This is a genomic window from Flammeovirga pectinis, assembly GCF_003970675.1.
GTDB lineage: Bacteria > Bacteroidota > Bacteroidia > Cytophagales > Flammeovirgaceae > Flammeovirga > Flammeovirga pectinis.
The window spans coordinates 296,422-309,226 of sequence record NZ_CP034562.1 but is presented as its reverse complement, the minus strand read 5'-3'; the positions used below and the strand labels follow the sequence as shown (position 1 = coordinate 309,226).

The following is a 12,805-nucleotide window of genomic DNA, read 5'->3' as shown; positions in this document are numbered from 1 at the left end:
AGCTATTTTTAATTAATCTAAATAAAGCTACATTTGTACAGATATAAATAAAAAACGACTTAATCTATACAGCTATACTAACGAAATGAAAGTAGCATCCTTTTCGCGTACATCTCTTCCTGAATTTATTAGTAAGTATCTTAATTGTACAGGTACAACTGAGGAATTTGGCTTAACTACATCTGCCTACGATTGGCAATCAAGATGTGCGTGCGGAGGCATACGTTCTATACAATTTAAGGGTTGTAGTATTTATAAAGTAAAGGTGAGGTGCTTTACTATTGCACCTCAAATTATTTCATTCGACCAAAGTAAAAAGTATTTTGTTTTTAATGTTGATGAAAATGAAACAGCTAACTTTTCAATTTTAGATACGCCAAAGTCACTTCAAAAACAGCACTTTGTCATTTACCATCAAATTGATTTAAAAATAGAAATCAATCAAAACACCAACGGAGAACTTATCATTTTAGAGCTTTCTGATACTTATTTTAACCAAAGTGTTTTTACGTCTTCATTAGAAGAAATGATGAAACCCATCTTTAATCAAAAATCACTTCATGTAGCAAAGTACAATATTAAGGTACAGCAACTTTTATATGAAATTACAGAAACGCCCAAAAGAGGACTTTGCCAATTGATGTTCTTAAATGCAAAAATTATTGAGGTACTTTCTGAAATTACTGAACTCTTTTCTAAGGAGGAAACTGAAGTGACAAATCAATATACAGCACAAGTACTGAGTGTTAAACAGGCAATAGATAATAACTTACATGTTCAATATTCTATTCCAGATTTAGCCAAATCTGTAGGTTTAAATACGTCTTATTTAAAAAAATATTTTAAAGATGCCTACAAGGAGACAATTTTTGAATATGCTACAAGAACTAGAATTGAACATGCTAAACAATTACTTACTACTACACAATTACCTATAAGCACTGTTGCAGAAAAGGTTGGTTACCAACAGAGTGCGCATTTTACGTATGCGTTTAAAAAGAACACAGGTTTTACACCAGGAAAATATAGACAGCAACAAATAAATTTATAGTCTAGTTTTAGTGTATAAATCAACCGTAAATGTTTATCACTTTAAGCTTATAATCTCTTCTTGTTGATATACTTCTCTATAATTTAACTAATTTTACAATTCATTAATCACTCACTTTTGTTGATGAACAACAAAGGAAACCATTAAAATCAAGATTTTTTAAGTAAGCACTTTATTAATTTATCAAGCTATAAGAGATAGTTTAAGACTCAATTCGTGCTTTGTTTACTACTAATTCATCCATCTTATCATCAATAATGAAATTTCACTATTATTTCTTTTTACTTCTTTCTTTACTTATTAATACAACGGTTCTTGCTCAAGAAAAAGCTAAGGATAAAGACCCCTTCTATATACGCTTAACGGTTGATGAAGATTTATTTTTAGTGCAATCTACAGATCAGTTTTATAGTTTTGGAGCAGAAATAAAAGTAGGGTTTAAAGGACTTGATAATAAGTTTACACGTTCTTTTTTATTCGCTCAGAAAGAAGGACATAGTTTATTTGATTTTGGTATTGTGCATAAAATGTATACTCCAAGAAACTCTCAACTTACAGAAGTAGACTCTTCTGATATTCCATATTGTGGTGTAACCTACCTGTCTATAACAAGGCAAGCATTTAATCCTTCTAATGGTTTAGTTATTAAAACCCGTTTGGATGTTGGGTTTGTAGGTGAACTTTCGGGAGCAAAAGCTTTCCAAAATGGTTTTCATAATTTAATTGGAAACGGTAGTATTGATGGTTGGGACAATCAAATTGCCAATGGTTTATACCTTAATTATACAGCCGAGGTAATGCATAACTTTATTTCTTCTTTTAAATATTCTGATGTCTTTCTTGTTGGTAGAGGTACTGTAGGTACAATGGATATGTCTTTTGAAGGTTCTCTATTTTTACGTTTAGGCATCTTTAATGATTATTTTGTACAAGCTGAACGACCTTACTCTAAGAAAACAAACCTAGATAATTTCTATTCGATAAGAAAAACACGTTACTCGAAAGCAAAATATGCAGAATCTTTTTGGATCGGTGATGAAGAAGTGAGAAGGTCTGCTATATCTAATTGGGTACATCATCACTTTAAGCCAAACCAGTTCTATGTAAAATTTATTACTGGTGCAGAACTAAATTTATATGATGGAGAGATGTCTGGTAGCCTTATATCTTTTGAATCCTCTCCATATGTAATTCCGTATAACATGACTCCAAAATTACTTTACAAGGTATCTATCGGGTTTGTTCTGTCTTATCATTTTGGTTCTTTAGAATATAACTGGGATAGAATTACCTATGATCCTGAAAATAATTTCCCTCCTTATTATCCTAAATGGGGTAGATTTAATATTAATCTAAATCTTTAATTGATAGTTAACGAAAAGTTAGCTTATTGCACTTTTAAATCTACCTGATTTGACTTTAAGCCTTTCCCTTTTACAGTTAAAGTAGCAGTACCCTTTGTATTTTTTGATTCTACAAGTACTACAAGTTTTCCATTAAAAGTCTTCATTTTTGGTAAATGAAACATCTCTAATGACGTTGCATCTCCATTACAAACAGCTCTAAAGTCGGCGGCTCCTTTTACAGAAAAAGTGAGTGGAATATTTGCTGTTGGGCATTCTATTCCATTTTTATCTACTACAGAAACTGTAACGAAACTAATATCTTCGCCATTAGCCATAATTTCTGTCCTGTCTGCTTCTAATTTTAAATGATGAGATTTTCCTGCAGTACGAATTTCTTTTTCAGCAACTACTTTATCATTTTTATCATAAGCAACTACTTTTACAGTTCCAGCTTCGTATTTCACATCCATCCAACGTAATCTATAACGATCAAGCCTTGTAGTCTTATCTTTTATTCTAATTCCTTGGCTTTTACCATTGATAAATAACTCCGCTTTATCATAGTTTGTATAGACAAAAACAGGTGTTACTTCTCCTTCTCTTCCTTCCCAATTCCAATGAGGCAAAATATGTAATGTCTCTTCTTTAGTATTCCAACGACTTTTGTACAAGTAAAAACGGTCTTTTGGAATACCTGCTAAATCACAAATGCCAAAGTAAGAACTTCTAGAAGGCCACTCTTCGTTATAAGGAGAAGGCTCACCTAAATAATCAAAACCTGTCCAAACAAACTCACCTAAAACCCAAGGTTTATCATCTTGTAAAATAAAATCGTCTTCTGGAATGTTAGACCAAGGACAAGCTTCTAAATCATAAGATGAGCATTGTAAATCTGAATATTTTTTCTTTTTAAATTCTTCAACAGGAAATTTATAAACACCTCTTGAACTTACAGTAGAAGCAGTTTCTGAGCCTAATACAAATCCTTGAGGAAAAACTTCAAAAGCATCTTCGTATAAATGTGTTCTATAATTAAGCCCTGGAATATCAAGAATAGCCCCAAAACCATTTGCCATAACTGCTTTTACTTGGTCCATACCTACAGTTACAGGTCTTGTTGGATCTTCCTTATGAAAAATATCTTGTAACCATTTTGCTCTTTTTACACCTGCAGTTCCATACTGATCTGGTACTTCGTTACCCGCACTCCACATAATTATTGACGGATGATTCTTTGTAGCACGTACTAAATTTTCTACATCAATTTTGGCCCAATCGTCAAAAAATCTATTGTAACCATTCTTTACCTTTGGCTTTTTCCACTCATCAAAACTTTCTGCAATTACCATTAAACCCAACTCATCGCAAAGTTCTAATTGCTCTATCGATGGCATGTTATGAGCAGTACGTATAGCATCTGCTCCCATTTCTTTCATCAATACCAACTGTCTTTTTAAAGCCGACCTATTAATTGCAATACCAATAGGACCAAGATCGTGGTGTAAACACACACCTTTAAATTTCCTTTGTTCGCCATTTAATTCAAATCCTTTTTCAGAAGTATAAGAGATTGTACGAATACCAAATGTTTTCTTAATCTGATCTGTTTCTACGCCACCTTTATAAGTGGTAGTAATTAATCTGTATAAATTTGGTGTTTCAGGCGACCATAATTTGGGTTGAGGAACGGCTAAAATAGTTTCGAAAGTTGAACCAAATTTATCATTACTCTCTATCTTAGTAATTGATTTACCTTCTAAAGTAACAATCTCATTCACTATTTTATCAACAGCTCCAATTGTTTTTGTAGATACAATAACTTTCGCATTTTCTTTATCTACAAAAGGTGTTGAAATAGTTGTTCCCCAACGTTCAACAGCATCTTTATTCTTTACTATTAGCTTTACGTTTCTATAAATTCCAGCTCCAGGATACCACCTTGAAGATTTTGGTTCGTTATGTAAACGAACCGACAATGTATTTTCTCCTTCAGTAATAAACTCACCTATATCAAAATAAAAATAGGCATAACCGTACGGATGTTCCCCTACAAATTTACCATTAATATATACCTTAGCTTCACTCATTGCTCCATCAAAGTGGAGAAGTACTTTTTTATCAAGCGATTGGCTAGAAACATTAAATTTTAATCTATACCAGGCAGTCCCCATATAAGGTAAAGCACCTGTTCTTCCAGATTTTTCTGTCGCTTTTTTTTCTCCATCTTGAAGAATCTTCACACGCTGAATATCATTTTCCTTATTAAAAGGACCTTTAATTGCCCAATCATGCGGAATGCTTACCGACTCCCAACTTTCATCGTTAAAGTCTATATCTATTGCTTTTTCAAAATCACCTTTACTAAATTTCCAATTGTCTTTTAATAAGGTTTCGGTTCTTTGAGCAAAGCTAAAATTGCTCATCAAGAGTAAAAATAGGAATAACTGTTTGTTCATTATTTCATCTTTATTGTACCAAGGCAATATCCTTGTTTTCTAAAAATTTACATAGCACAAATCGTTCATAAACTTGATGTACCGTCCAAAAATAACACTTTTAAGTACTATACAGTGATTTTTATGTTATTTATAGATTTTTATAAAATCTTGAATGGTTGGAGGTAATACTATGTTATCTTAATGATTTATAGGTTTTACGTTAGAATATTTATAACATTGGTAACTGAAGAGCAATTACTTAACATTGACTTTTCATTTTACACCTTAAAACTACTATTTAATAATGTCAACTATTCGCTTGGGCGATGAAGCCCCTAACTTTACAGCTCAAACATCTGAAGGAGAAATCGATTTTTATAACTGGCTAGGAGATAGCTGGGGAATCCTATTCTCTCACCCTGCAGATTATACGCCTGTTTGTACTACAGAACTTGGTACAGTAGCAAAGTATAAAGACGAGTTTGCCAAAAGAAATGTAAAAGTTGCAGCTCTTAGTGTAGATGGTTTAGAATCTCACAAAGGTTGGATTAAAGACATCAACGAGACGCAAAATACTACTGTTGATTTTCCTATCATAGCAGACGAAGACAGAAAAGTATCAGAATTATATGATATGATTCACCCTAATGCTGATAGCAAACTGACTGTAAGATCTGTTTTTGTTATTGATCCAGACAAAAAAGTAAAATTAATTATTACTTACCCTGCATCTACAGGAAGAAACTTTAACGAGTTACTAAGAGTAATTGATTCTTTACAATTAACGGCTTATCATAAAGTTGCCACTCCTGCAAACTGGGAAAATGGTGATGATTGTGTAGTTGTTCCTGCTGTAAAAACTGAAGATATTCCGGGTATTTTTCCTAAAGGATATACAGAAGTAAAACCTTATTTAAGAATGACGCCTCAGCCGAATCTTAACTAGATTTTATTTAGAAAAATTAAAGACCTCAATTACTAAAATAATTGAGGTCTTTTTATATCTGTACTTTTTTATTTCAATCCTATAATCAATTATTTTCCTTAAACTGTGAAGGTGTTAGGCCAAAATTTGCTTTAAAATTTTTAGACATATGGTTTACATCAGTGTATCCATAATCGTAAGCAATTTCTGTAAATGCCTTATCTGTAGTATAGATTTCTTCTTTCACCTTGTTAATCCTAACAGTTTTGTAGAATTGATAGATGGTTTCGTTAAAAACATATCTAAAAATTTTCTCAAGTTTATTTAAGTTGATACCATATTCTAAAGCAAGATCAGAAACAATTGGTTTATTTTTAATGTCTTCTGTAATTACTTTCTTTATTAAAAATGCGATATCTATTTCATAATCAGAATATACCCTCTTCTCTCCTTTTGTACCTATTTTTCTGATGACGTTTTGAAAAATCAAATTCAATTCCATCATTTTTAATAAATACCATTCTTCTCTTAAATCCTTATCAAGGGGTTTTGATGTAAAAACAGCTCTTTTCCAAACTCTTAGATTGGCGTCTCCTTCATGAAAAATAAAACTATCTAATTTTTCTAAAAAGACATTTGATTCCTCTCTTAAAATTTCCTTTGTAAAGTATATCGTTACTTGTTCTACTTTTTCCCCTTTTTTAAAATGCATATGTATAGACTCTGCATCCTTTAAAATAAAAAAACCATTCGGGATTGATATCTGAATATCTTCCTCCTTGCCTTTTGAATAGACTAGATTTTTACCAAAAAATTGTGCGGTATAATGAAAGTCGTCTATATGAAAAAACTCAATTTTCAGGTCTTCTCTGACCTCCACTTCTACAATCGTAAAATCTGTATATCCATTGGTATAATAATGAATATCTCCAACAAGGATTTCATTATCAATTACTAAATGATGTTCACTAACAAGGTCACCACCTAAGGCTGTCTGTAGCTTAACTAATTGATTAGTAACAGGGCTATTATTTAACTTAATGTTCTTACTCATACTGTTTTGGGTTAACATTTTAAGATAATCATTCTTACAGGAATTTACCCATTGCTAACAGGATTTTACGACTAAAAACTTTTGACACCCACTACATTTGTAACATCAAAACAAAGTAATAAATCAAAAAAAAAAACATTATGAAATCTATTAAAGAACAAGTTACAGCGGCAGAATGGACTACTAGAGTTGAATTAGCAGCAGCATATAGAGCTTTCTATTATTTAGGATTTGAGTACACTACTTTTGGACATCTTTCGGCTAGAGTTCCGGGTGAACCTGATTGTTTATTATTAAATCCTTTCGGTTTAACGTTCGATGAAATTACTGCTTCATCATTAATTAAAGTTAGAAAAGACGGGACAATTCTTACAGATAATGGATACCAATTAAATAAAGCAGGATGGAATATTCATTCTGGTTTGATCTTCGGAAACGACTCAATCAATTCTGCAATGCACTTACATACAGTTGATGGTGTGGCAGTTTCGGCAATGAAAGACGGCGTGCTTCCGCTTTGCCAAGATGATATGCTGATTCACTCTAATATTGCTTATCATGATTACGAAGGTGTGGTTGTAAATGCGGATGAAGCTCCTCGTATGTTGTCGGATATTGGAGATAAGAAAATATTAATGCTTAGAAATCACGGTACGCTATCTGTTGGCGAAACTATCGGTGAAGCTTTCTTTTATATGTTCTTCCTTGAAAAATCTTGTAAGATTCAAACACGTGCGCTAGGCAGTCCTCAAGGAGTAATTAACGTAAATGAAGCGATTGTAGATAATGTGCCAGAACAGAAAAAAGAAGTGATGGCTGGATTGCCACATGAAGGAAATAACTCTGACCCATACCATACTTTATATGAAGGTTGGTTACGTAGAATGAAGCGTGAATATCCTGAATTTGATAATTAAGAAGTAGGCTCATTTTTATATAAAAAAAGCATTAGGAGATCTCCTAGTGCTTTTTTTATGCTTAGATTCTAGAAACAGTTGCAACCTGTTTTTGCTTATAAAAATCTAATTACTCTACAGTTGTAGTATTTCCAATTTCACTATCAAAATCATCAATAGCATCCTCTTTCCAAGTAATTGGAGGTACAGTTTCTTTAAAATACTTTGATAAGTAATAAAGACCTACGCCCGTTACTAACAAAGAACCAATAATTATAATCACATAATTAGTACTACCTCCATATAATTCTGGTCCAGTCAAATTCATTTGATCTTCAGAAATAAACATCATTATTGCAAATGCACATCCATTGTTTATCATATGAATAATAATACCGTAGCTCACACTCTTAGTTTTTAAATAAACCCAACCAATAAAGCAACCTAAAATCATTGCTGCTACAAACTGCCAAGGGTTAAAGTGTATAATTCCAAAAAACATACTCGAAAAAAGAATAGCTTTAGTTGGAGAGTATCTCTTTAAGAATCCATCTAATATTAATCCTCTAAAAATTAATTCTTCTAAAATTGGAGCAGCAATTACTACCGTTAAGAAATTATAGATGTCTTTGTCGCCCATTAGTTCTTTAAAAAAAGTAACAAATTCTTCTGGCATAGGAATTAAATCTGTAATTGGCCCTATTAAACCCAATTGTAACCCTAAAGTCACAAAGAAAAGTACTGGGACAATAACTAGATAATCTAACTTAAAATTAAATGATGTTATACCTGTCTTTTTCTTACGCACAGAATAAATAATTCCTAAAGGAATCCCCATTGCAAATAGGTAAGTTATAAAGAGTATTAATCCTTTATCTAACACCCCTTCAAAACCTGAAGTAACGATTGACACGAAAATTGATACAATAAGAAAGATTCCAACAATACCCCATCCTTGTAAAATTGATGGGTAGAAAGATGATTGTTTTTGAGACATTATATTAGAAATATTAGTTGTTTGAATAATCAATAGTAATTAAGAAAAGGCTATTACCCAAGGTTAAAACTAAACATTAAGTTTTAATCACGATCCTTAACTACTCTTTACTTCATTAAAAACCAGCACATTCAAATACCAATAATAAGTTAATAATCAATATTTTATATTTTTAAAACAAAATATGTAAAAAAATAAAATACTTAAGCCGTTTGCTATTATAGTTTCACACATCTTAATTCTTCAATTAATGGATTATAAAGTAATTAGTAAAGGGCTGCTTGATACGATAAAAAAGCTTGCTCTATTTTGTATAGGACTATATACGCTGTTTTTAATAAAATCGGTAATTATTTACATTGCAATAGCAGGTGTTATTGCTCTCATTGCCTACCCATTAAAATCTTTCTTAAAAAGACGATTTAACTTCTCAAATAATAGTGCACTTTTATCTGTTGTTGTATTATTTCTGCTGTTACTCACGGCATTTTTAAGTCTTTTTATTCCTTTAATAATTCAAGAAGCCAGAGATTTATCACTTATCAATATGGATGAGTTTAAATCGAATATTAACCTAACTTTTGATTCACTCAATCAATCAACTTTAAAATATGGCTTAGACTTATCTTCTTTAAATTTAGGAGGTGTAATACTGAATAAAATCAATAATGCTCCAAAAATATTTAAGTCGATTATTAATACAGTTGGTTCTTATAGTGTAGGTGTCTTTTCGGTTTGTTTTATAGCCTTTTTCTTTATCAAAGAGAGTGAGCAAATTGGTGACTTTTTTATCTCTGTACTCCCTATAGAGAATGAAAAAGAAATAAAATCGTCAATCATAAAAATTAAAAAATTATTATCTCGTTACTTCATTGGTTTAAGTGTTCAGATATTAATTGTGTTCATTTTATACTTAGTATCCTTAATGGTAATTGGTGTTAGTAATCCATTAGTTATTGCATTTTTATGCGCTATACTTAACTTAATACCTTATGTAGGTCCGCTTATTGGATTAATATTAATGTACATTCTTGCACTTACAGATAACATTAATATGGATTTCCAAAGTGAATTTATTCCATTAATTGTAAAGATTTCTGTTGCTTACGGAATCACTCAATTTATTGATAATAATTTCTCTCAGCCAATTATATTCTCAAAAAGTGTCAACTCACATCCGTTAGAAATTTTCTTGGTAATCTTTATTTCAGGTGTTCTTTTTGGTATTGTAGGAATGATATTAGCAGTGCCAGTTTATACTGTAATTAAAGTAATTCTAAAAGAGTTTTACCCTAATAACCCAGTGGTAAAAGCTTTAGCAGAAAATCTTTAGTTCTTCATTGATCGTTTACCTTACAAATAATTATCAATAAAAAAATCCTCTGTGCATAGTATTAAATACATGTACAGAGGATTTTAATTTTATAAAAATTATTGATCTAGTCTTGAATTAATTCAGGTTTTAAATCACTTAAAGCATTACAGCCAGAAGTACTCAATATTTCTAAAAATGATTTCAAGGTATTTTCTTGATAATGGAACACTCTCTCACTCTTTAAAGTAGGATCTAAGCCTTTTTGTAATGACTTGTTTTGTGTAGCAATTCCTGTCGGACAAGTATCTGTATGACATCTTAAAGACTGAATACAACCTAATGAGAACATAAACCCTCTGGCACTATTACAAAAATCTGCACCAAAACATAATGCTTTAAATAGAGAAAAACCATCCATAACTTTACCAGCATAGATTACTTTTACTTGCTCTCTAACATTCTTTTCTTTTAATACTTGTACTACAAACTTCAGAGCTTCATCACCTTTCATACCAATATGATCTGAATATTCTAAAGGTGCAGCTCCCGTTCCTCCTTCAGCAGCATCTACTGTAATAAAATCTGGTAAGTTTCCTTGTTCAATACAAGTGTCAATTAGCTTAATAAATTCCGCTTTAATACCAATACATAGCTTAAAACCTACAGGTTTACCTTCTGATAATGCCCTTACTCTTTTCACAAATTTAGGAATATCTCCTACCTCTTTAATTTCTGGATTAACAGGTGGAGATAATATATTAGTATGTGGTTTTACTAAACGAATTCTTGCAATTTCTTCTGTATTTTTGGCTGCAGGTAATACGCCTCCATGCCCTGGTTTTGCCCCTTGAGAAAGCTTTATTTCTATCATTTTCACTTCTTTCAATGTTCCCTTTTTCACAAAAGCTTCATCATTAAAAGAGCCATCATTATTTCTAAAACCAAAATTACCTGTACCAATTTGCAATACTATATCGCCTCCTTGCTGATGAAAAGGCGTTATTCCACCTTCACCTGTATTATGGTAAAATCCTCCTTTTCTTGCTCCACTATTTAAAGCTGTTATTGCATTGGCACTTAACGAACCAAAACTCATAGCAGATACATTTAACAATGCAGCATTATATGGCTTTAAACAATGTTCTCCCCCAACCTTAATTCTAGGAGGTTCCGCCATCTTTTTACCTGGTATAAAAGCATGACCCAACCATTGTACTTTATCAGCATAAAAATCTAATTCGGTTCCAAAAGGGTGAAATTTCTCTTGGTTTTCAGATCTCGATTTTATCAAGCTGATCTCATTTTTATTGAAAGGTTTTCCGTCTGTATTTCTTTCTATAAAATATTGTTGTAACTCAGGGGCTATAGCTTTAAATATATATCTAAAATGACCTACAATAGGATAATCTCGAAGGATTGCATTTTTTTTCTGAAAAACATCGTACCAACCAATTAATAAAAGCGTCATTAAAATTGTGATAGCGACCGTCTGATCTGGTAAATAATCATACGCTAAAATAAATATTGGGAATAATATAAAGCTTACTATAATGTAGGTAGTTCTAATCATCTTTATGATAAATTATTTTTCTTTAGATTGATCTACTTCTAATATACTATTTTCTTTTTTCTAATAGTGAAGTAATTAGTAATACATTCTACAAAATAATTAAGTATTTTTATTTTAATATGAAAAATTTATTCTATATCCTATTACTTTTCACCCTCCCATCTTATGCTTCTAAAGTCACTTTTAGAGTAGATATGACTGGAGAGAAAGTACATACAGAAGGCATACATTTGTCTGGGAATGTTAATAATTGGAAGCTCAAAGAAACTCAACTTATAAATACAACGGGTACTATTTATGAGGTTACATTAGAAGTAGAAACTAATAAAACATACGAGTACAAATACTTTAACGGTACAGATTGGAACACTGGAGAGTATGCTTTTGGGCCGTGTGCAAATGGAGGTTTTAGAACTATTAGAGTAGATGGAGATACTATATTACCAATTGTACCCTTTAACGGTTGTGCTGAAAAATTTAATTTGAAAGATAAAATAAGAGTAGCATGTGTAGGTAATAGTATTACTTATGGCCACGGAATACCCGAACGTTATGCTAATTGTTATCCCACTCAGTTACAACATAGGTTAGGGGATAACTATCTAGTAAATAACTTTGGAAATTCCGGAAGAACACTCTCTAAAGGTGTAAATGATAGCTACTGGGTAACAGCTGCATTTAAACAATCGCATACTATATTTCTACCAAATAAAGTAGTGATAATGCTCGGTACAAATGATTCTAAACCTCAGATATGGGATATAAGAAAAACCTACTTTGAAGAAGATTTAAATGCATTCATTACTTCTTATGCGTCTTTAGCAAGTAACCCAGAAATCTATTTAGCCACTCCACCAATGATCTATCCTAATACTTTTGATATCCGAAACCAGATTGTTGAAGAAGAAATTATACCTATTCTAATCAAGGTAGCCAAAGAAAGAAATATTAAAATAATTCCAATTCATGAGGTTACTAAAAACATGAAAAGTGACTTTCCGGATGGTGTACACCCGTCTACAAAAGGTGCAACGGTGATTGCTGAGGAAATTTATAAGGTTTTAATTCGTGAATGAAGCAATTAGTATCATTAATTTTTAATTTAACTCAATACTAGACTATAACTTTTATATAATCTTGTCTTTTTGATTTATCATACTTATTACCAATTTGTATTAGCAGAGTAGGCATTCTTTTCTTAAAATTGCGACTT

General features: G+C 31.5%; 10 protein-coding genes. 6 read left to right on the top strand and 4 right to left on the bottom strand.

All coding sequences use genetic code 11. The annotated features are described in order from the left end of the window. Positions 1–85 precede the first annotated feature (85 nt). Both EI427_RS01255 and EI427_RS01250 read left to right on the top strand, forming a co-directional pair. Positions 86–1,051, top strand: coding sequence for a helix-turn-helix domain-containing protein (locus tag EI427_RS01255; RefSeq protein WP_126610855.1), 966 nt, complete (start codon positions 86–88; stop codon positions 1,049–1,051). A gap of 257 nt (positions 1,052–1,308) precedes the next feature. Continuing rightward, on the top strand, positions 1,309–2,415 hold the full coding sequence (locus tag EI427_RS01250) for a lipid A-modifier LpxR family protein (protein WP_126610854.1): 1,107 nt from the start codon (positions 1,309–1,311) through the stop codon (positions 2,413–2,415). A gap of 23 nt (positions 2,416–2,438) precedes the next feature. On the opposite strand, the gene EI427_RS01245 is transcribed toward EI427_RS01250, so the two are convergent. Further along, complete coding sequence (locus EI427_RS01245) at positions 2,439–4,820, bottom strand: glycoside hydrolase family 2 TIM barrel-domain containing protein (RefSeq protein WP_205727889.1); 2,382 nt, start codon at positions 4,818–4,820, stop codon at positions 2,439–2,441. Positions 4,821–5,139: 319 nt separating this feature from the next. Between EI427_RS01245 and EI427_RS01240 the strand changes: the two genes are divergently transcribed. Further along, positions 5,140–5,781 (top strand): peroxiredoxin, encoded by a 642-nt coding sequence (locus EI427_RS01240; RefSeq protein ID WP_126610852.1) that lies wholly within the window; start codon positions 5,140–5,142, stop codon positions 5,779–5,781. Between the two features lie 85 nt (positions 5,782–5,866). On the opposite strand, the gene EI427_RS01235 is transcribed toward EI427_RS01240, so the two are convergent. Continuing rightward, entirely contained in the window at positions 5,867–6,814 is a 948-nt protein-coding gene (locus EI427_RS01235; RefSeq protein ID WP_170178360.1) for a helix-turn-helix transcriptional regulator, read from the bottom strand. A gap of 140 nt (positions 6,815–6,954) precedes the next feature. Between EI427_RS01235 and EI427_RS01230 the strand changes: the two genes are divergently transcribed. Then, complete coding sequence (locus EI427_RS01230; RefSeq protein WP_126610850.1) at positions 6,955–7,731, top strand: class II aldolase/adducin family protein; 777 nt, start codon at positions 6,955–6,957, stop codon at positions 7,729–7,731. Between the two features lie 109 nt (positions 7,732–7,840). Here the strand turns inward: EI427_RS01230 and EI427_RS01225 are convergent, their stop codons facing one another. After that, a complete protein-coding gene (locus EI427_RS01225) occupies positions 7,841–8,707 on the bottom strand; it encodes a CPBP family intramembrane glutamic endopeptidase (RefSeq protein ID WP_126610849.1) in 867 nt (288 codons plus the stop codon). Between the two features lie 250 nt (positions 8,708–8,957). On the opposite strand from EI427_RS01225, the gene EI427_RS01220 reads away from it, so the two are divergent. Next, a complete protein-coding gene (locus EI427_RS01220) occupies positions 8,958–10,040 on the top strand; it encodes an AI-2E family transporter (protein ID WP_126610848.1) in 1,083 nt (360 codons plus the stop codon). A gap of 106 nt (positions 10,041–10,146) precedes the next feature. Here EI427_RS01220 and EI427_RS01215 read toward each other — a convergent pair whose 3' ends face one another. Continuing rightward, positions 10,147–11,592: an FMN-binding glutamate synthase family protein gene (locus tag EI427_RS01215; RefSeq protein ID WP_126610847.1), complete on the bottom strand. Its 1,446-nt coding sequence runs from the start codon at positions 11,590–11,592 to the stop codon at positions 10,147–10,149. 119 nt (positions 11,593–11,711) lie between these two features. Between EI427_RS01215 and EI427_RS01210 the strand changes: the two genes are divergently transcribed. Next, positions 11,712–12,668, top strand: a complete 957-nt coding sequence (locus EI427_RS01210) for a GDSL-type esterase/lipase family protein (RefSeq protein ID WP_126610846.1) — start codon at positions 11,712–11,714, stop codon at positions 12,666–12,668. Positions 12,669–12,805: the final 137 nt, after the last annotated feature.

Bases quoted from the DNA above. Each gene is read 5' to 3' on its own strand.
- EI427_RS01215 (WP_126610847.1), bottom strand. From the start codon at position 11,592: ATGATTAGAACTACCTACATTATAGTAAGCTTTATATTATTCCCAATA.
- EI427_RS01250 (WP_126610854.1), top strand. From the start codon at position 1,309: ATGAAATTTCACTATTATTTCTTTTTACTTCTTTCTTTACTTATTAAT.
- EI427_RS01255 (WP_126610855.1), top strand. From the start codon at position 86: ATGAAAGTAGCATCCTTTTCGCGTACATCTCTTCCTGAATTTATTAGT.
- EI427_RS01220 (WP_126610848.1), top strand. From the start codon at position 8,958: ATGGATTATAAAGTAATTAGTAAAGGGCTGCTTGATACGATAAAAAAG.
- EI427_RS01230 (WP_126610850.1), top strand. From the start codon at position 6,955: ATGAAATCTATTAAAGAACAAGTTACAGCGGCAGAATGGACTACTAGA.
- EI427_RS01210 (WP_126610846.1), top strand. From the start codon at position 11,712: ATGAAAAATTTATTCTATATCCTATTACTTTTCACCCTCCCATCTTAT.
- EI427_RS01225 (WP_126610849.1), bottom strand. From the start codon at position 8,707: ATGTCTCAAAAACAATCATCTTTCTACCCATCAATTTTACAAGGATGG.
- EI427_RS01235 (WP_170178360.1), bottom strand. From the start codon at position 6,814: ATGAGTAAGAACATTAAGTTAAATAATAGCCCTGTTACTAATCAATTA.
- EI427_RS01240 (WP_126610852.1), top strand. From the start codon at position 5,140: ATGTCAACTATTCGCTTGGGCGATGAAGCCCCTAACTTTACAGCTCAA.
- EI427_RS01245 (WP_205727889.1), bottom strand. From the start codon at position 4,820: ATGAGCAATTTTAGCTTTGCTCAAAGAACCGAAACCTTATTAAAAGAC.